Below are 17683 nucleotides of genomic sequence, written 5' to 3' on the forward strand. Positions count from 1 at the left end.
CCCGGAAGCGGGCGGCGTGGCTGCCGATCTCGTCGAGGGTCTCGGGGGCGGCGCCGGCCCGGGTCAGGGCCTCGTGCAGCTGCCGGGCGCTGACCCCGCCGGGGACGGCGAGGAGCAGGCCGTGCCCGTCCGGCCCGGCTGCGCGGGCGACGACCTCTCCGTAGAGGTCCTGCAGGGCCCGCGCGGCCTCCGGCTCCCAGGCGGCGACGCGGGTGGCATGGAGGACCCAGTCGCGCTGGGCCGCCGCCGGATCGTCCAGCGGGTTCGAGACCACGAAGACCGGGGTGCCGGCCGGGTGGGTGGGCCGCTCGATGAAGGGCAGGCGCGCGATGACCTTGGGCCGGCCGGCGCCCACGAGCCCTTCCCACCAGGGTGCGGCGTCGGTGGTGGCGCCCGAGCCGTCGGGGTCAAGGCGGAAGATGCCGAGGTCGCCGCGGGAGGCGGCCACCGCCTCGATCACCGCGAGGCAGGTGGGGTGGGGCCGGTAGGGCACCGTGAAGCCGAAATGGAAGCGGGCGGAATCGCGCATCGGCGCATCCCCGCCCGAGATGTCCGCATGGACCGAGAACGGCGCCTGCACGTAGGTGAAGGTGGCGATGATGACCCGCCAGATCCCCTCCACGGTGTCGAGGGGCAGGAGCCCGCGATGGCGCTCGGCGACGCGCCGCATCATCGAGGCCTCGCGTCCGGGCCGGAAGGCCGAGCCGCTGGCCGAGGTGCGCTTGACCGCGATCAGCCGGTCGATGATCGACCCGCGCTGGATCAGCAGGGCGTGCATCTCGGCGTCGATCCGATCGATCTCGGCGCGCAGGTCGCCGAGGTTGTCGAGGGGCGGCGCGGGTCTCGTCGTGAAGCGCATCGGGGGCTCGCGAGGGTGCGGTGGGGACGATCGGGGGAGCCGGCGCCGGGGTCTCGCCTCCCGGGCGCCACCGCCCCGGTCTACGATCGCGCGCGCCGAAGGGCCAGAGCCGTTTGCCCGGAACCGGCGCGACCGGGCGGTTGTGAAACCGTGGGCGGGCCCCAAGCGCGGTGCGTGGCCCTTTCGTTGACGCGTGAGGGAGCGCACACTACCTCAACGCCTCACGACGCATGGTCTTCTCTCCGGATGGCACGCCGAGCCGTCCCTCCAGGACCGACGCGCCGTCTCCTCCAACCCGTTTCATGACCATGTCGCTGGATACCGCCCTCAAGCCAGGCACGCCCGAAGACGAATCGGTGCGCGCCGACGCGCCGGGCGCCGAGCTGTCCCAGGCCCGCGAGCCCAAGGGCCTCGTGGCGCAGTTCGGCCTGGACGAGCCCCTGGCGATGGATGCCGGCGTGCAGCTCGCACCGTTCCAGATCGCCTACCAGACGGCGGGCACCCTCAACGCGGACCGCTCCAACGCCGTCCTGATCTGCCACGCACTCACGGGCGACCAGCACTTCGCCCACACCCATCCGGTGACGGGCAAGCGCGGCTGGTGGGAGACCCTGGTGGGGCCGGGCAAGCCCGTGGACACCGACCGCTACTTCGTCGTCTGCTCCAACGTCATCGGCTCGTGCATGGGCTCCACCGGCCCGGCCTCGATCGACCCGGCCACGGGCCGGGCCTACGGCCTCGACTTTCCCCTCGTGACCATCCGCGACATGGTCCGGGCCCAGGCCATGCTGCTCGACCGACTCGGCATCCGCGACCTGTTCCTCTGCATCGGCGGTTCCATGGGCGGCATGCAGGTGCTGCAATGGGCCGCGAGCTACCCCGAGCGGGTGTTCGCCGCGATGCCGATCGCCACCGGGCCCCGCCACTCCGCGCAGAACATCGCCTTCCACGAGGTCGGCCGGCAGGCGATCATGGCCGATCCCGCCTGGGCCGAGGGGCGCTACCTCGAGGCGGGCACCCGGCCGGCCAAGGGCCTCGGCGTCGCCCGCATGGGCGCGCACATCACCTACCTGTCGGAGCCGGCCCTGCACCGCAAGTTCGGCCGCCGCTTCCAGGGTGGCTCGGCACCCACCTTCTCGTTCAACGCCGACTTCCAGATCGAGAGCTACCTGCGCCACCAGGGCCTCAGCTTCGTCGAGCGCTTCGACGCCAATGCCTATCTCTACCTCACCCGGGCGATGGACTATTTCGACCTCGCCGCCGACCAGGGTGGAGTGCTGGCCAAGGCCTTCCGGGGCACGAAGACCCGGTTCTGTGTGATCTCCTTCACCTCCGACTGGCTGTTCCCGACCTCCGAATCCCGCGCCATCGTCCACGCCCTGAACGCGGCCTCGGCCCCGGTCGCCTTCGTGGAGGTCGAGAGCGACAAGGGCCACGACGCCTTCCTCCTCGACGAGCCGGCGATGTTCGCCGCCGCACGCGGCTACATCGACGCCGCCGCCCGGGCCCGCGGCCTGTGACGGGATCGGAGAGGTTCGCGCACCGGCCCTGGGAGGCGGCGGAGACGCTGCCGCGCGAGGAGGCCGGCAGCACCCGCGTCGACCACCTCGTGGTGCTCGACCTCGTGCCGACGAACGCCCGGGTCCTCGACATCGGCTGCGGCGATGGCGCCCTGCTCGCCCTGCTGCGCGACCGGCGCGGCGTGGACGGGCGCGGCATCGAGCTGTCGCGGGAGGGCGTGAACGCCTGCCTCGCCCGGGGCCTGCCGGTGATCCAGGGGGACGCCGACACCGATCTGGCGAACTATCCCGACGACGCCTTCGACGTGGTCGTCCTGTCCCAGACCATCCAGGCGACGCGCAACCCGCGCATCGTGCTGGAGCATCTCCTGCGCATCGGCCGGCAGGTGATCATCTCCTTCCCGAATTTCGGCCATTGGCGGGTGCGCTCGGAACTCGCCCTGCGGGGTCGCATGCCGGTCACGGCTCTGATGCCCGAGGAATGGTACGAGACCCAGAACATCCATCACTGCACGATCCGCGACTTCGTCGGCCTGTGCCGGACCGTGAACGCCGAGATCGAGAAGGCCACCGCCCTCGATGCCAGGGGCCGGCCGATGCGATTCGCGATGCCCTGGTGGGTCTGGAACCTGATGGGCGCGCAGGGCGTGTTCCTGCTGCGGCGGGGCGGCGGCCCGGGCGGCGACACCCAACCCGCGGTCTGAGCCGCTGTTGCACGTGAAAACCCTTAACCCTGTCGCGCGCGCCGGATGAGCAGCGTCGCGACCTCGTAGGTGACCTGCGCGCCCCCCGCCTCGAAGCCCCGCAGCACCCGCCGCATCGTGCCCGGCGCGAGGGTCCGCGCGGCGCCGGGCGTCCCGGCGCCGATGGCGCGCAGGGAACCCAGGAAGGCCCGGCCGTCGGCATGGGCCTCGACCACGGGCTCGGCGGAGACCGCGAGGGTGCAGCCCGGACAGGCCAGCGCGGCGAGGTCCGACAAGGCCGGATAGACGGGCGTCGCCGCCTCCAGGCCCAGGGCCGCATGCGCCGCCCGCCACTCGGCGAAGGTGCCCGCGCCCAGCGTCGCCACCGCCAGCAGGCCGCCGGGGGCCAGCAGCGCGGCGAGGCGCGCCAGGGTTCCGGGAAGGTCCTCGAACCATTGCGCCGCGAGGCTCGAGGCGATGAGGTCGAAGCCGGGCGCGAAAGCCGGCCGCTCGGCATCCATGACGACGAAGCGCAGGTCCGCGGTTCCGGCGAGGCGGGCGCGGCAGCGCTGCACCATGGCGGGGGCGAGGTCCGAGGCCACGAGAACGCCCCCTGGCAGGTGCCGGCGCAGATGCGCGGTCAGCAGGCCGGTGCCGCAGCCGATCTCGAGGATGCGCGGCGCCCGTGCCAGGGGCTCGGCCCCGATGCGCCGGGCCAGGCGCTCCGCCACCACGGCCTGGATCGCCGCCGCGCCGTCATAGCCCTCGGCCCCGTCGAAGGCCCGGGCCACGGCCTGTTTCCAGGAATGCATTGGGGCGATCGTCTGTAATACGGGCAGGGGCGAGGGGCAGTCGTCGTTCTATCTCGTCGGCTTGCCGCGTCGGGGCGCTACACCGCCAGGGCTTGCTCGATCATCCGTGCCACGGCGAGTGCCCGGCCATCGTCGCCGAAGCGGGCGACGACCTGAACGCCCAGGGGCAGGCCGTCCCCGGGGACCGGGACGGTGACGCAGGGCACGCCCATCAGGGTCCAGAGGCGGTTGAAGCGCGCGTCGCCCGTGGTGCCGAGGCCGGCCGGCGCCCGGCCCGGGGCCGACAGGGTCAGGATCGCGTCGAAATCTCCGAACAGGTCCTTCAACGCGCGCCGGGCCCGGTGCGCGGCGCGGCGCGCCGCGTCGTACTGAGCGGCGACGAGATCCTGGGCCGCATCGAGCTGCGTGCCGAGTTCCGGGCTGAGCTGCGCCCGGTGGTGGGCGTATTCCCAGGCCAGCGCCTGGCGTGCCTCGTAGTCCTGGATGACGGGGTGCTGCGCCCAGGCCTCCGGTAGCGGGGCCGGCAGGACGAGGTCGACGACCCGGGCGCCGGCGGCCTCGGCCGCGCGGGCGGCCCGGTGCAGGGCGGCGAGGGCGTCCGGGTCGGGCGCGTCGGCGAAGCCCTGGAGGCAGAGGCCGAGGCGCGGGGCCTGGGGGGCCGCGTCCAGGTCGAGGTCGAGGGCGGGCCGGTCGGCGATCAGGCTCAGGCCCTGGGCGACGTCGCGGATGCCGGCGCCGAACAGGCCGACGGTGTCCAGCGCCCAGGAGAAGGTCTTCACGCCCACCGTCGGCAGGAGCCGGAAGGACGGCTTGATCGCCGCCACTCCGCAGAAGGCCGCCGGCCGGATCACGGAGCCGCCGGTCTGGGTACCGAGCGCGAGGGGCACCATCCCGGCGGCGACGGCCGCGGCCGACCCCGCCGAGGAGCCGCCGGGCGTGTAGCCGGGGTCGCGCGGGTTCACCGTGGCGGTGGGATCGTGGCTGGCGAAGGGGGAGGTGCTGGTCTTGACCAGGGGCACGGCGCCGAGCGCCCGCAGACGCGCCACGATGGCGGCATCCGCCCTGGGCTGCCAGCCGGCATAGATCGGCGACCCCATCTGCGTCGGCAGGTCGGCGGTGTCGATGATGTCCTTGACCCCGACCGCGATGCCCGCCAGCGGCCCGGAGCCGGCGATCGCCGGGGCGGGATTTCGGCTGACGATCGCCCCGATGCCGGGGTCGCGCGCCGCGATGGCGGCCTCGGCGAGATGGATGGCGCCGGCGGGTTCGAGGGTGCCGGCAGCGATGCGGGTGCGGAGATCGACGAGGGAGAGCATGGGGGCTTGGTCCGGCCTCGGCCGCCGTCTGTCAACACCCGTCCACAGGGACGCCGCCCGCACTGCATCGTTGACACAACGTTTACGGAACCCGGCGCATCGTCCGCGTCATGTGGCGTAGCGTATTTGCGTTCTCGGCCCTGACGCTGTTCGGCGCGGGCCTCACCGGCTGTGCACTCAACAAGTTTGAGCAGCGCGAGCCGTGGCGTGACCAGACCGAGCAGGCCTGCAATGCCAAACGCCTGGTGGAGACGACGGAGTTCGTCACCCCCGTCAAGGAGATCAGCGGGCCGGGCGTCTGCGGCATGCTGCAGCCCTATCGCGTCACCCGCCTGGGCAAGGGGACCGTCGCCCTGAAGCAGCGGGTGACCCTGGCCTGCCCGGCGCTGACCGAGGCCGAGGCCTGGCTCGCCGACACGATCCAGCCGGCCGCGAACCTGTATTTCGGCCAGCCCGTGGCCGAGATCAACGCCGGCACCTATGCCTGCCGCGGCCGCAACAACCAGGCCGGCGCCAAGCTCTCCGAGCATTCCTTCGGCAATGCCGTCGACATCATGTCGTTCAAGCTCGCCGACGGCTACGTCATCACCGTGAAGGGCGGCTGGCGCGGTACCGAGGCCGAGCAGAGCTTCCTGCGCGAGGTCTTCCTCGGTGCCTGCGCCCGGTTCTCCACCGTGCTGGCGCCGGGCTCGAACGTCTTCCACTACGACCACATCCACGTCGACCTCGCCCGGCACGACCCGCGCGGCCTGCGTCGCATCTGCCAGCCGCTGATCAAGTTCACGCCGCAGCTCGGTGCCGACGGCGTGCCGCGCGCCACGGCCCGGCCCCGTCCGCCCGAGCGCCTGCCCGCCCCGCCCCAGGCCCCGATCGACGTGGAGGAGGACGATCCCTACGGCGTCGCCCCGATGTCGGCGCGCCAACCCGCGAAGGTTCCGGCCGCGCAGCTCGCCCACGGCCCGGCCGCCGTTCGTCCGACCACTCCGCCGGTGGCCTACGCCGCCGCGCCGCGGGGTCCGGTGCCGCGCGCCCCGGCGCCCCGGGTCGCGGCCGCCCTCCCCCCGGAGGATTTCGCCGCCGAGCCGCTCTCGCTCGCGGCCCCCGGCCTCGCCGAACCGATCTACTGACGGGCGCGCTGGTCCCGCATCCGGGGTGTGCCCGGCGCACCCCAGGGTCCGCGGAAAGCGACGGCGCGGCCGGCCGCCTGCTTGACAGGGCGGGCCGAGCCGCCATCGTTCGGGTCAGCTCCACGGACTCCAGCGGAACAAAGACGCCGGCATGCGCCCGAATCCCCTCTCCACCGCCCTCGCCCTCGGCCTCGTCCTGGCGGGCGCCCTCCAGCCGGCGCTCGCCCGCTCCGGCCGCGAGGAGATCACCCCCGCCGAGGAGCGCGAATTCAACTACGACGCTGACATCCCCGGCTGCCAGGCCCCCGAGGTGCTGGAGCGGCTCTCGACGCACTTCGCCGAGAAGGAGGCGAAGTTCTGGAACTCGTCCCTGACCATCCTGCGCTACGAGCACATCGAGCGCACGGCCTGGCGCCCTTGGGGCCTCGACTACGTCCCGCGCCGCTTCTGCAGCGCCGTGGCCACCACCTCGGACGGCGTCCGCCGCAAGGTCGACTACTCGGTGCGCGACGGGCTCGGGATCATCGGCGCCGACTGGGGCATCGAGTTCTGCGTCCACGGCCTGGATCGCAACCTCGCCTACGCCTATTCCTCGGCCTGCCGCGAAGCCCGTCCGTGAGCCCTGCCGCCGGGCACCGGTCGCGCGCACGCGGCACCCTGGCGGGCCTGACCCTGGCGCTGATGGCGTCGGGCGGACCGGCGTCGCCGGCGATGGCGCAGGGTTTCGAGCGCGGCGGCACGCCGGGCACGTTCGACTTCTACGTCCTGGCCTTGTCCTGGTCGCCGACCTACTGCGAGGGGCCCGGCGCCCGGCGCGAGGCGCAGGGCCAGTGCCGGCCGGGACGCGGCCTCGGCTTCGTCGTCCACGGGCTCTGGCCGCAATACACCCGCGGCTACCCGTCCAACTGTTCCTCCGTCGAGCGGTCGCCCACCCGCCAGGCGATCGCGGTGGCGGGCGAGGTCTACCCGAGCGAGGGCCTCGCTCGGCACGAGTGGCGCACCCACGGCACCTGCTCGGGGCTCGACCCGGTCTCCTACTTCCAGGCGGCCCGCGACGCCCGGGCGGCGGTGACCCTTCCGGACGCCTTCAAGGCCCCCGAGCGCGACACCCGGATGGCGCCGATCGACATCGCCCGGCAGTTCGTGGCGGCCAACCGGGGCCTGCGTCCCGACATGATGTCGGTCACCTGCCGGGGCGGCCAGCTCCAGGAGGTGCGGATCTGCTTTGCCAAGGACCTGCGCGGCTTCACCCCCTGCCCCGAGGTGGCGCGCCAGAATTGCCGTGCCGACGCGGTCGCCATCGACGCCGCGCGGTAGATGATGCCGCGATTCCACCCCGGGCCGGAGCGCCGGGGGGCGGGGTGAGACAGGCCCGGACGCCATGAATTACCGCCACGCCTTCCACGCCGGCAATTTCGCCGATGTCCTGAAGCACCTCGTGCTGAGCCGGGTGCTGGCGCATCTCTGCCTGAAGCCCACGGGCTTCCGGGCGATCGACACCCATGCGGGCCTCGGCTTCTACGACCTCACCGCCGACGAGGCCGGTCGCACCGGCGAGTGGCGGGACGGCTGGGGCCGCCTCGACTCCCCCTTTCCCGAGGCCGTGGAAGCCCTGCTCGGGCCCTACCGCGCGGCGGTGGCGGCGGTGCAGGAGCGGCACGGGGCCGACACCTATCCCGGCTCGCCCGCCCTGATCCGCGAATTCCTGCGGCCCACCGACCAGGGCGTGTTCGTGGAGCTGCACCCGGCGGATGCCGAGATCCTGCGGGCGCGCTTCAACCAGGATTCCCTGTCGAAGGTGATGCATCGCGACGGCTGGACCGCGCTCAACGCGCTGATCCCGCCGCCGGAGCGCCGCGGCGTGGTCCTGATCGACCCGCCCTACGAGGAGCTCGGCGAGATCGACCGCCTCGGAACGGCCTTGGCCAGGGCGGTGGCCAAGTGGCCCACCGGGATCTATCTCGGCTGGTACCCGATCAAGGACGTGGCCAAGGTCGACCACATGGTGGCGCAGCTCGACCGGGTTCTCGCCCGCCCGGCCCTGCGCCTCGACCTCATGGTGTCCGAACCCGATCCGACCCGGCTCAACGGCAACGGCCTCATTGTCGTCAACCCGCCGTGGCGGCTCGCCGAGGAAGCGACGCTGTTCCTGCCGGCGCTCGCCGAACGCCTGGCCCGCACCGATTACGGCGCCTTCCGCTGCGAGGCCTTCGGCGCCGAGCCCTAGAGGTCGTCAGGGATCGGCGGAAACTGGCTATCCCGAACACGACGAACGACGAGACCGGAATCGAGGGGCTGTCTGGTTCAGGAGGAACCTGACAGACCCTGGGCGCTCAGGCTCTCGGCATTCAGGCGACCAGGCGCCCTTCCAGGGGGAACACCTTGGCGGGGTTCATCAGCCAGTGCGGGTCGAAGACGTTCCGCACCCGCATCTGCTGCTCTAGGTCTTCCTGGGCGTACTGGAAGCGCATGAGCTCGCGCTTCTCGATGCCGACGCCGTGCTCGCCCGTGAGGCAGCCGCCGACCTCGACGCAGAGCTTGAGGATCTCGTCGCCGGCCGCCTCCGCCTTCTCCATCTCGCCCGGCTTGTTGATGTCGAACAGGATCAGCGGGTGCAGGTTGCCGTCGCCGGCATGGAACACGTTGGCGACGCGCAGGCCCTTCTCGGCGCAGATCGCCCCGATGCGCTCCAGCACCCCGGGGAGCTGCCCGGTGGGGATGGTGCCGTCCATGCAGATGTAGTCCGAGATCCGGCCGGTGGCGCCGAAGGCGGACTTGCGGCCCTTCCAGATGGCGGCGCTCTCGGCCTCGGATTTCGAGACCCGGATGCTCGTTGGGTTGAAGTCGCTGGCGATGGCCTCGATGCGGGCGAGCATCGCCGTGCACTCGGCGTCGGACCCCTCGACCTCGATGATCAGCATGGCCTCGGCGTCGCGCGGATAGCCCGCCTGGGCGAAGTCCTCGGTGATCAGGATCGCCTCGCGGTCCATGTACTCGATCGCCACCGGGATGATGCCCGCGCCGATGATCGCGGCCGTGCAGGCGCCCGCATCCTCCACCGAGCCGAAGCCGACCAGGGCCGGGCGCGCGCCCTCCGCCGCCCGCAGGATGCGTACGGTCGCCTCGGTGACGATGCCGAGCTGCCCCTCCGAGCCGCAGACGAGACCGAGGAGGTCGTAGCCGGGCGCGTCGAGATGCGTGCCGCCGATCGTCACCACGGTGCCGTCGTTCATCACGAGGGTCACGCCGAGCAGGTTGTTGGTGGTCACCCCGTACTTGAGGCAGTGCGCCCCGCCCGAATTCATCGCGATGTTGCCCGCGATGGTGCAGGCGAGCTGGCTCGAGGGGTCGGGGGCGTAGAAGAAGCCCTCGTGGCTGACCGCGCCCGAGATGGCCAGGTTGGTGATGCCGGCCTCGACCCGCGCGGTGCGGTTCTCGAAATCGATGTCGAGGATGCGGTTCATCTTCGAGATGCCGAGGATCACCGCATCCTCCTGGGCGATGGCGCCGCCGGCCAGGGAGGTGCCGGCGCCCCGCGGCACCACCCGGACGCCGTTGGCGTGGCAGAACGCCATCACGGCCGAGACCTCGGCGGTGGTGGAGGGCAGCACCACGGCCAGGGGCATCTTGCGGTAGGCGGTGAGCCCGTCGGTCTCGAAGGCGCGGCGCTCGTCCTCCGTCGTGACCAGGGCCTCCGGAGCGACCAGGGGGGCGAGGCCCGCGATGATCGCCTCGCGGCGGGCGACGATGGCGGCATCGGGCACGGGAAAGGCGATCGACATGGGCATGTCCTCCGGGGGCGGGCCATCTTCATCATCCGCTCAGCCGCGATCGCCTATGAGCAAGCGGCGGTGAGAGACGGAGGGACGGACGGCGCTTTGCGGTGGACCTTAGGACAAACGCCGGCGCGGCGCATCCGGTTCGTGGCCTCGACCACGGCGGCGGAACCGAACGCCGCCGGGGAAGCTTCCTTTGGCCGCAGCTCATCGCGGCGGACCTTGCGCGTTCCTGTCTCGATCTGTTCTAAACGGGTAAGCTCTGCCATAAGCCCAAGCGGCTGAAGCCGCTTCTAGGAGGAAAAACACGATGCGTCATGTCATGTTCGGCGCCGCCCTGGCCCTGCTGCTGCCTCTGTCGGCGCATGCCGAGGGCGACGCCGCCGCCGGCGAGAAGGCCTTCGCCCCCTGCAAGGCCTGCCACAACTTCGAGAAGAACGGCGTCGGCCCGACCCTGAAGGGCGTCGTGGGCTCGAAGGCCGGCGAAGGCGCGGACGGCTACGCCTTCTCGGCGGCCCTGAAGGCCTCCGGAATCACCTGGGACGAGGCCAATCTCCACGAGTGGCTGGTCGACCCGAAGAAGAAGGTTCCGGGCACCAAGATGGTCTTCCCCGGCATCAAGGACCCCAAGAAGGTCGACGACATCATCGCCTACCTCAAGACCAAGTCCTGATCCTGACGACCTGATTCCGAGGCCCGGGGTTCCGCGATCGGTCCGGCCTGTCCTTCGGGGCCGGCCGGGATCATCCGCCCGGGCTCGATCAGGAAGCCGTTCCCGCCACGGCGGGAGCGGCTTTTTTCATGCCTCGCGTCCCTCAGGATCCGCGTCGCGCGGCGTCGCGGCCGGAGGGAACGGAGCGGTCCCTCCCCTCGCCGAGGCTGATTTGGTCTTCGCCGGCGCCGGCCTGGCCCTCGCCGAGGCCCGCATGCAGCGCGCCGCGCAGGTTCATCAGGATGTCGAGGAGGGCCCGCCGCCCCTCGAGATCGAGGCCGGTCAGGCCGCCCACCTCGTCCGGCACGCATTCCATCCGGCCGCGCAGGGCCCGGCTCTGCTCGGTCAGGAAGATGCTCACCTGCCGCTCGTCGGCCCGGTCCCGCGCCCGCTTCACGTGGCCGGCCGCCTCCAGGCGCTTGAGCAGGGGCGTCAGGGTTCCGGAATCCAGGAACAGGCGCTGGCCGATCTCCTTGACCGTCAGCCCCTCCTCCTCCCACAGGACCAGCAGGACCAGATATTGCGGGTAGGTCAGGTCATGCGCGGCCAGCAGGGCCCGATAGGCTCGTCCGAAGGCATGGGCCGTGGCATAGACGGCAAAGCAGAGCTGGCTGTCCAGGCTCAGGGCGTCCGGGGATGCCGGCTCCGCCACCGGCTCCCGGCGCGTGCGGGTCTGCCGTCCCGACATATTCAACGATCCTTCACGATGGGCCGCGCGCCGAACTTGGGCCGCGGGACCGATCTTATTCAAATTTCATATTGCGCACAATCAAGTTCTATGCGAGGAAATAACTAGGTTGCGCGCAATCGATATGGACCGGCCCCGGCCGGACCGACGCGTGCGATCCCCGCGTTCGTTCAGCAGGAGAGACCGACATGAAGGCACTCTACACCGCCCACGCCCATGCCACCGGCGGCCGTGAAGGCTCCGCCGCGACCGACGATGCCAAGGTGGACGTCAAGCTCTCCACCCCCAAGGAGCTGGGCGGCGGCGGTGGCGCCGGCACCAACCCGGAGCAGCTCTTCGCGGCCGGCTACGCTGCCTGCTTCCTCGGCGCGATCAAGTTCGTGGCCGGCAAGGACAAGATCACGGTGTCGGAGGAGTCCAAGATCGAGTCGAGCGTCGGCATCGGCCCGCGGGACGACGGTACCGGCTTCGGCCTCGTCGTCGCCCTCAAGGCGACCCTGCCGGGCCTCGACCGGGCGGTGGCCGAGGATCTGGTGAAGCGCGCCGACGTGGTGTGCCCCTACTCCCACGCCACCCGCGGCAACATCCAGGTCGACATCTCGGTCGCCTGACGGCTCCCGGCCGTGGAGCAGGACTCCCCGGCCCCGTCGTGCGCCTGGGACGTCAGAAGTGACGTCCCAGGACCTCGCGCACCCGCTCGACCATCTCGGCCACCGGCACCGAGAACTGGGCCGGGCGCGCGGCTTTCCAGGCGGCGTTGCTGGTGATGGCGGCCGCCGCCTTGGCGCCCTCGATCAGGTCCTTGATCTGGACCTCGCCGGCCTCGCGCTCGTTCGAGCCCTGGATGATGGCGCAGGGGGATCCGCGCCGGTCGGCATACTTCATCTGCGCCTTCATGCCCGAGCCGCCGAGATAGAGCTCGGCCCGGATGCCGGCCTCGCGCAGGGCCGCGACGAGGCGCTGGTAATCGGCGACGTTGTCCCGATCGAGTACCAGCACCACCACGGGGCCGGGCTTGGCGAGGCCGTCCAGCAGCGGGCTCTTCACCAGCTGCAGCGCCGAGAACAGGCGCGAGACGCCGATGGAGAAGCCGGTGGCCGGCACCGGCTCGGCGCGAAAACGCCCGACGAGGCCGTCGTAGCGGCCGCCGCCCGAGACCGAGCCGAAGCGCACCACCTGTCCGTCCTCGTTGGTCACCGGGAAGGTCAGCTCCGCCTCGTAGACCGGGCCGGTGTAGTACTCGAGCCCGCGCACCACCGAGGGGTCGATGCGGATGCGGGCGTTGTAGCCGGCCGCCGCGAACAGGGCGGCCATCTCGGCGAGCTCGCGCACGCCCTCCAGGCCGATGGCGCTGCCCGCCAGCGACGTCTCGAAATTCGCCAGGGTGGTGGCGTTGTCGGCCGGCGCCGATCCCGCTCCGGTCCAGCCGGTGAAGGCCAGCACCCGGCCGATCGCCTCATCGGGCAATCCGGCGCCCTTGGTGAAGTCGCCGCTCTCGTCCTTGCGCCCCGCGCCCAGCAACTCGCGCACGCCCGCGTCGCCGAGGCGGTCGAGCTTGTCGATGGCGCGCAGCACGGTCAGGCGCTGGCTGGCCTTGTCGGGGCCGCTGAGCCCGATCGACTCCATCAGCCCGTCGAGCACCTTTCGGTTGTTGACCTTGACCACGTACTGGCCGGTGAGCCCGAGCTTCTCCAGGGTGTCGGCCATCAGCATGCAGATCTCGGCATCCGCCGCCACCGAAGCGGCGCCCACGATGTCGGCGTCGAACTGCATGAACTGGCGGAAGCGCCCCGGACCCGGCTTCTCGTTGCGAAAGACGTAGCCGGCGCGGAAGCTCCGGTAGGGCTTGGGGATCGCGTCGAAGTGCTCGGCCACGTGCCGGGCCAGGGGGGCGGTGAGGTCGTAGCGCAGCGAGAGCCAGGATTCGTCGTCGTCCTGGAAGGAGAACACGCCCGCGTTCGGCCGGTCGAGGTCGGGCAGGAACTTGCCCAGCGCCTCGGTGTACTCGACGAAGGGCGTCTCCAGCGCCTCGAAGCCGAAGAGTTCGAAGCTCTGCCGGATCGTCTCCAGCATGCGGTGCTGGGCGGCGATCTCGTCCGCGCGCCGGTCGACGAAACCGCGCGGCAGGCGCGGCTTCAGGGTGTCGGCCTTCGTTGAATCGGCCTTGGCCATGGTGATCTTCGCGTCCATCGGGGCTGTTCGGGGTCCCGGGGGCTCTATCGCGGGTGGCGGGGGGCGGCAAGCAGGGGGGCGTTCAGAGCCTCAGGGCCAGGAGGGCCGCGAGGCTGAGGAGGGCGATGGGGATCTGCACCGGGCGCAGGCGCGCGAAGAACAGGGGCGCCTCGCCCCGCCGTGCCGCGATCGGGTCGAGCACCGCGATCGCCCCGAATCCGACGAGGAGCAGGACCAGCGCGGCCACTGCCGCGTCCAGGGTCGCCAGCGCCAGGGCGACGAAGCCGAGGCTGAACAGCCCGATCATGGTGGCCATCTGGGTGAGGGTCGGCCCGCCCTCGGTGCGGAAGCTGAGGCCCCGGCGCACGCCCGACAGGAACAGCAGGATGGCGCAGCCCCAGAGGATCGTCAGGAGCAGGGCGGCCTCGCCCAAGGGATCGCCGGGCCGGACCCAGGCGGTGACGGCGCCGACCACGAAGGGCAGCATCGGGCCGTAGCCGAACACGACGCTGAGCCAGGGGACGGCGCGCGGTTCGGTGACCCGCAGGGTCCGTCCGTCGGGTCGATCGTGCATGGTCGGGGGCTCCGGTGGCTGAGGCTCCCTCGCCAAACCGGGGCGGGGGCGGCCTGTTCCGCCGGGCGGCAATCCGCCCTCAGGCGGTCTCCGGCTCGCGCGCGCCCCGAGCCTTCTCGGTGCCGAGGCCGGGTTCGCTCCCGCTCTCGGCGGCGGCGCCGTTCGCGGACGACCCGTCGCCCGGATGTCCGTCGCCTTCGCGTCCGCCGCGACTCTCGCTGGTGGTGTCGAGCCACAGGACGAGGCCGAGGGCGACGAGGGCGGGCGCCCCCAGCGCCAGGAAGGCGCCGGTCCAGCCGAGCATCGCCTGGGCGAGGCCGCCGTACCAGGCCGAGAGGGCGCCGCCGATGCCCTGGAGGGCGTTGAGGGCGCCGAGCGCCGTCTGGGTGCGACCGGAGCCCCAGGTCAGGTCGGCCACCACCACCGGCACGGCCACGCCGATGATGCCGGAGGCGACGCCGTCGAGGATTTCGGCCGAGATCAGCCAGAGGGGATCGTCGATTAAGGCCGAGAGCGCGGCGCGGACCGGCAGCACCGCGCAGGCGGCGATGAGGAGCTGGCGCCGCCCGCGCCGGTCGGCGAGCGATCCGGCGAAGAGCGCCACGGGGATCATCACCAGCTGCGCCACCATGACGTAGCGGGCGGTCCAGCTCGTGGCGTCGACGGCGGTGGCCACCAGCTTCTGGCCGAGCAGCGAGAGCATGCCGCCGTTGCCGAGGTTGAACAGGGCCAGCGCCACGGCGAGGACGAGGAGCTTGCGGTTGGCCACGATGCTGCGCAGGCCGGCGCGCTCGGGCGTGTCGTCGCCCTCCTCCTGCCAGCCCACGGCCCGGCGCTCGCTGTAGCAATGCCCCGGCGTCGTCAGCGCCGCCACGATGGCCAGCACCGCCATGGCGCCCAGCACCCAGAAGGCGATGGCGGGGCCGAACCAGCCGGTGCCGAGGCTGATGCCGCCGGCCGCGAGCAGGATGCCGAGATGGTTGAAGGCCTGGTTGCGGCCCTGTTGCTTCGGAAAGCGGTCCTTGCCGACGATGCCGAGGGTCAGGGCGGTGACGGCCGGCAGCAGCAGCGTGCCGCCCGCCGCCGCCATCATCTGCGCGGCGAAGACCGGGATGACGCCGCGTGCGGGGAGCAGCAGCAGGGTGCCGCACAGGATGGCGCCGCAGGCCACGGCGATCAGCATCCGGGGCCGGCCGAGGCGGTCGACCAGGGCGCCGAAGGGGCCGCTGAGGAGGAGGGAGCCGATCCCCACCAGGGTGGTGACGAAGCCGATCCGCGAGGGGCTCCACGACGCGGCTTCCGCGAGCCAGGTGCCGAGGAACGGTCCGAGCCCGCCCTGGATGTCGCCCGTGAAGACGTTGATCAGGGCGAGGTGGTGTGTGGCGAGCATGCGATCCCGGGGCTGGGGCGATCCGGCGACCGGCGGCACGCGGGGCCGCGGCCGGACTGGCTGCGAGTAACGGCCAAGTCCGGCCTTCGATCCTCAAGTCCGGCCTTCGATCCTCAGGACCCCGGATCCCGCCCCGGGCGGACGGGGCGCGACGCGCGCTCTCAGGAGGCGAGCGGGCCGGTCTCGCCCTGGGCCTGGGCCTCCATGGCCTTCTGGCGGTAGAGGCCGACGAAGTCGATCGGGTCGATGTAGAGGGGCGGGAAGCCGCCGTTGCGCACGGCCTCGGCGACGATCTGGCGCGCGAAGGGGAAGAGCAGGCGCGGGCACTCGATCATCACGGCCGGGTGGAGCTGGTCCTGCGGGATGTTGCGCATGCGGAAGATGCCCGCATAGGTCAGCTCGAAGGCGAACAGCACTTCGTTGGCGATCTTGGCATCGCCTTCCAGGGTCAGGTCGACCTCGAAATCGAACTCGGCCACCTGCTTGGCGTTGACGTTCACCTGGATGTTGATCTGCGGCCCGCTTTCCTGCGGCTGCAGGGAGCGCGGCGCGTTCGGATTCTCGAAGGAGAGATCCTTGGTGTACTGCGCGAGCGCGTTGATCGTCGGCGTCGCGTCGTCGGTCTGCGCCGTGGCGCCACCGTTGCCGTTCGGTGCCGGAGTGTCGGCCATGGCGTTCTGTCCTCTTCCTGGATCGTCGGGGCGCGGTGGGGCCCGGGTCTGATGCGCTCTCCCGGGGGCGAACCCCGTGGGCGCCGATCCCGGTCGCCCGGAACCGGGCGCACCGGCCTGCACACTGGCCTGCCACCACCGCCCGGCCCGCGCGATAGCGCGCTATCACGCTCGCCCGCACGGGACAAGGCGAGCCTGGGAGCCCGGGACGCGGGACCCGTCGGGGCCGCCGCCGGGTCAAGGCGGCGCAGGCGCGCGCCCTCGCCTGGAATCGCCGCCCGCGATATCCATATCTCCGCACGAGCCCGGAGGTTCGACCCCGATCGAGACTTCCGCGCGCAGGAACCCGGCCTGCGCCTTGCGCGGGGCCGGGGGAATGCGCGACATGGCCAGATCTTTCTGGCCAGATCTCTCCCGGCCAGATCCTTCCTGGCCGGACCTATTCGGCCGGGCGTGTCTCGGCCACGCATGTCAGCCGAGGACCCGGGCCGGGTTTCCAGAGCCCCGTGAAGTAACGTATTCGTGCCACGGCCACGATCGGATCAGTGATGCAGGACTCCTTCGACTTGACGACCCTGATCTTTCTCGCGCTGGCGGTCTTCGTCATCTGGCGCCTGCGCTCGGTGCTGGGTCAGAAGACCGGCACGGAGCGCTCGCCCTTCAAGCCGGTGGACCGCAGCCGCACCGAGCCGCCGGCCCGCGGGGAAGGCGACAACGTCGTGCGCCTGCCCGGCGCCGACCGGGTCCAGCCCCCGGCCGATCGCGGCCAGACCGCGGTGAAGACCGACGTGCGCGACTGGCGCGGCATTGCCGAGCCCGGCTCGGCCATCGCCCAGGGCCTCGAATCCATCGTCCAGGTCGAGCCCGCCTTCGATCCGCGCGCCTTCGTGGAGGGGGCCCGCAGCGCCTACGAGGCCATCGTGATCGCCTTCGCCAAGGGCGACCGCAAGACCCTGCGCAGCCTGCTCTCCCGCGAGGTCTGCGAGGGCTTCGAGCGCGAGATCGACGCCCGCGAGGCCCGCCGCGAGACCGTGGAGACCACCTTCGTCTCCCTCGACAAGGCCGAGATCGTGGCCGTCGACGTGAAGAACCGCGTCGCGCAGGTCACCGTGCACTTCCTCTCCCACCTCATCACCGCCACCCGCAACGCGCAGGGGCAGGTGACCGACGGCAGCGCCGAGGCGGTGGTCGAGGTGCCGGACGTCTGGACCTTCGCCCGGACGCTGGGCACCCGCGACCCGAACTGGCAGCTCGTCGCCACGGAAGCCGGCGCCTGAGCCTCAAGGGGCCCAAGGTCGCGTGATCCGGTTCTTCCGTCCCGCGGCGAGTCTCCTCGCCGCCCTCAGCCTCCCCTCCCCCGGCTCGGCCGCCCCCGCGGCCGAG

General features: G+C 71.9%; 18 protein-coding genes. 9 read left to right on the forward strand and 9 right to left on the reverse strand.

Annotated features, from left to right (window positions below; all coding sequences use genetic code 11):
• Positions 1-859, reverse strand: an 859-nt coding sequence (locus ASF20_RS17965) for a chorismate mutase (protein ID WP_056276709.1), incomplete at its 3' end; no start/stop codon positions are given.
• 302 nt (positions 860-1161) lie between these two features.
• Here ASF20_RS17965 and ASF20_RS17970 point away from each other — a divergent pair.
• Both ASF20_RS17970 and metW read left to right on the forward strand, forming a co-directional pair.
• Positions 1162-2379, forward strand: a complete 1218-nt coding sequence (locus ASF20_RS17970) for a homoserine O-acetyltransferase (protein ID WP_056276378.1) — start codon at positions 1162-1164, stop codon at positions 2377-2379.
• The gene (gene metW / locus ASF20_RS17975; RefSeq protein WP_082501423.1) at positions 2376-3083 is read left to right on the forward strand and encodes a methionine biosynthesis protein MetW; all 708 of its coding nucleotides are present in this window, start codon (positions 2376-2378) and stop codon (positions 3081-3083) included. The genes ASF20_RS17970 and metW overlap by 4 nt, the downstream gene beginning before the upstream one ends.
• A 23-nt stretch (positions 3084-3106) precedes the next feature.
• Here the strand turns inward: metW and ASF20_RS17980 are convergent, their stop codons facing one another.
• Both ASF20_RS17980 and ASF20_RS17985 read right to left on the reverse strand, forming a co-directional pair.
• A complete protein-coding gene (locus ASF20_RS17980; protein ID WP_056276381.1) occupies positions 3107-3874 on the reverse strand; it encodes a methyltransferase domain-containing protein in 768 nt (255 codons plus the stop codon).
• Positions 3875-3951: 77 nt separating this feature from the next.
• Complete coding sequence (locus ASF20_RS17985) at positions 3952-5190, reverse strand: amidase (protein ID WP_056276384.1); 1239 nt, start codon at positions 5188-5190, stop codon at positions 3952-3954.
• A 110-nt stretch (positions 5191-5300) separates the two neighbouring features.
• Here ASF20_RS17985 and ASF20_RS17990 point away from each other — a divergent pair, with 110 nt between their 5' ends.
• The 4 genes from ASF20_RS17990 to rlmJ all read left to right on the forward strand — a co-directional run bounded on the left by ASF20_RS17990 (position 5301) and on the right by rlmJ (position 8544).
• Positions 5301-6317 carry an extensin family protein gene (locus ASF20_RS17990; RefSeq protein WP_056276388.1) on the forward strand — a complete coding sequence of 339 codons (1017 nt, stop codon included), beginning with the start codon at positions 5301-5303 and terminating at the stop codon, positions 6315-6317.
• 151 nt (positions 6318-6468) lie between these two features.
• Complete coding sequence (locus tag ASF20_RS17995) at positions 6469-6936, forward strand: hypothetical protein (protein WP_056218471.1); 468 nt, start codon at positions 6469-6471, stop codon at positions 6934-6936.
• Between the two features lie 62 nt (positions 6937-6998).
• The gene (locus tag ASF20_RS18000) at positions 6999-7634 is read left to right on the forward strand and encodes a ribonuclease T2 (RefSeq protein ID WP_056276715.1); all 636 of its coding nucleotides are present in this window, start codon (positions 6999-7001) and stop codon (positions 7632-7634) included.
• Between the two features lie 64 nt (positions 7635-7698).
• On the forward strand, positions 7699-8544 hold the full coding sequence (gene rlmJ / locus ASF20_RS18005) for a 23S rRNA (adenine(2030)-N(6))-methyltransferase RlmJ (protein ID WP_056276391.1): 846 nt from the start codon (positions 7699-7701) through the stop codon (positions 8542-8544).
• 121 nt (positions 8545-8665) lie between these two features.
• Here rlmJ and ASF20_RS18010 read toward each other — a convergent pair whose 3' ends face one another.
• Positions 8666-10099, reverse strand: coding sequence for an FAD-linked oxidase C-terminal domain-containing protein (locus tag ASF20_RS18010; protein ID WP_056218466.1), 1434 nt, complete (start codon positions 10097-10099; stop codon positions 8666-8668).
• A gap of 304 nt (positions 10100-10403) precedes the next feature.
• Between ASF20_RS18010 and ASF20_RS18015 the strand changes: the two genes are divergently transcribed.
• Positions 10404-10766 carry a c-type cytochrome gene (locus ASF20_RS18015; RefSeq protein ID WP_056218463.1) on the forward strand — a complete coding sequence of 121 codons (363 nt, stop codon included), beginning with the start codon at positions 10404-10406 and terminating at the stop codon, positions 10764-10766.
• Positions 10767-10908: 142 nt separating this feature from the next.
• On the opposite strand, the gene ASF20_RS25305 is transcribed toward ASF20_RS18015, so the two are convergent.
• Positions 10909-11493 (reverse strand): MarR family transcriptional regulator, encoded by a 585-nt coding sequence (locus tag ASF20_RS25305; RefSeq protein WP_156394222.1) that lies wholly within the window; start codon positions 11491-11493, stop codon positions 10909-10911.
• 188 nt (positions 11494-11681) lie between these two features.
• Between ASF20_RS25305 and ASF20_RS18025 the strand changes: the two genes are divergently transcribed.
• A complete protein-coding gene (locus ASF20_RS18025) occupies positions 11682-12104 on the forward strand; it encodes an organic hydroperoxide resistance protein (RefSeq protein ID WP_055946503.1) in 423 nt (140 codons plus the stop codon).
• Positions 12105-12156: 52 nt separating this feature from the next.
• On the opposite strand, the gene hisS is transcribed toward ASF20_RS18025, so the two are convergent.
• The 4 genes from hisS to secB all read right to left on the reverse strand — a co-directional run bounded on the left by hisS (position 12157) and on the right by secB (position 16300).
• Positions 12157-13665: a histidine--tRNA ligase gene (gene hisS, locus ASF20_RS18030; RefSeq protein ID WP_056276718.1), complete on the reverse strand. Its 1509-nt coding sequence runs from the start codon at positions 13663-13665 to the stop codon at positions 12157-12159.
• Between the two features lie 82 nt (positions 13666-13747).
• Entirely contained in the window at positions 13748-14239 is a 492-nt protein-coding gene (locus ASF20_RS18035) for a DUF3429 domain-containing protein (RefSeq protein WP_056276394.1), read from the reverse strand.
• Between the two features lie 79 nt (positions 14240-14318).
• Positions 14319-15629 carry an MFS transporter gene (locus ASF20_RS18040; RefSeq protein ID WP_082501424.1) on the reverse strand — a complete coding sequence of 437 codons (1311 nt, stop codon included), beginning with the start codon at positions 15627-15629 and terminating at the stop codon, positions 14319-14321.
• 161 nt (positions 15630-15790) lie between these two features.
• Positions 15791-16300, reverse strand: coding sequence for a protein-export chaperone SecB (gene secB, locus ASF20_RS18045; protein ID WP_056218455.1), 510 nt, complete (start codon positions 16298-16300; stop codon positions 15791-15793).
• Positions 16301-16848: 548 nt separating this feature from the next.
• On the opposite strand from secB, the gene ASF20_RS18050 reads away from it, so the two are divergent.
• Positions 16849-17577 (forward strand): Tim44/TimA family putative adaptor protein, encoded by a 729-nt coding sequence (locus ASF20_RS18050; protein WP_056218452.1) that lies wholly within the window; start codon positions 16849-16851, stop codon positions 17575-17577.
• The last annotated feature ends 106 nt before the right edge of the window (positions 17578-17683 follow it).

Origin of the sequence: Methylobacterium sp. Leaf88 (assembly GCF_001422795.1) — a bacterium.
Lineage (GTDB): Bacteria > Pseudomonadota > Alphaproteobacteria > Rhizobiales > Beijerinckiaceae > Methylobacterium.

Bases quoted from the DNA above. Each gene is read 5' to 3' on its own strand.
- ASF20_RS17970 (WP_056276378.1), top strand. From the start codon at position 1,162: ATGACCATGTCGCTGGATACCGCCCTCAAGCCAGGCACGCCCGAAGAC.
- ASF20_RS17980 (WP_056276381.1), bottom strand. From the start codon at position 3,874: ATGCATTCCTGGAAACAGGCCGTGGCCCGGGCCTTCGACGGGGCCGAG.
- ASF20_RS17985 (WP_056276384.1), bottom strand. From the start codon at position 5,190: ATGCTCTCCCTCGTCGATCTCCGCACCCGCATCGCTGCCGGCACCCTC.
- ASF20_RS17990 (WP_056276388.1), top strand. From the start codon at position 5,301: ATGTGGCGTAGCGTATTTGCGTTCTCGGCCCTGACGCTGTTCGGCGCG.
- ASF20_RS17995 (WP_056218471.1), top strand. From the start codon at position 6,469: ATGCGCCCGAATCCCCTCTCCACCGCCCTCGCCCTCGGCCTCGTCCTG.
- ASF20_RS18000 (WP_056276715.1), top strand. From the start codon at position 6,999: ATGGCGTCGGGCGGACCGGCGTCGCCGGCGATGGCGCAGGGTTTCGAG.
- rlmJ (WP_056276391.1), top strand. From the start codon at position 7,699: ATGAATTACCGCCACGCCTTCCACGCCGGCAATTTCGCCGATGTCCTG.
- ASF20_RS18010 (WP_056218466.1), bottom strand. From the start codon at position 10,099: ATGTCGATCGCCTTTCCCGTGCCCGATGCCGCCATCGTCGCCCGCCGC.
- ASF20_RS18015 (WP_056218463.1), top strand. From the start codon at position 10,404: ATGCGTCATGTCATGTTCGGCGCCGCCCTGGCCCTGCTGCTGCCTCTG.
- ASF20_RS25305 (WP_156394222.1), bottom strand. From the start codon at position 11,493: ATGTCGGGACGGCAGACCCGCACGCGCCGGGAGCCGGTGGCGGAGCCG.
- ASF20_RS18025 (WP_055946503.1), top strand. From the start codon at position 11,682: ATGAAGGCACTCTACACCGCCCACGCCCATGCCACCGGCGGCCGTGAA.
- hisS (WP_056276718.1), bottom strand. From the start codon at position 13,665: ATGGCCAAGGCCGATTCAACGAAGGCCGACACCCTGAAGCCGCGCCTG.
- ASF20_RS18035 (WP_056276394.1), bottom strand. From the start codon at position 14,239: ATGCACGATCGACCCGACGGACGGACCCTGCGGGTCACCGAACCGCGC.
- ASF20_RS18040 (WP_082501424.1), bottom strand. From the start codon at position 15,629: ATGCTCGCCACACACCACCTCGCCCTGATCAACGTCTTCACGGGCGAC.
- secB (WP_056218455.1), bottom strand. From the start codon at position 16,300: ATGGCCGACACTCCGGCACCGAACGGCAACGGTGGCGCCACGGCGCAG.
- ASF20_RS18050 (WP_056218452.1), top strand. From the start codon at position 16,849: ATGCAGGACTCCTTCGACTTGACGACCCTGATCTTTCTCGCGCTGGCG.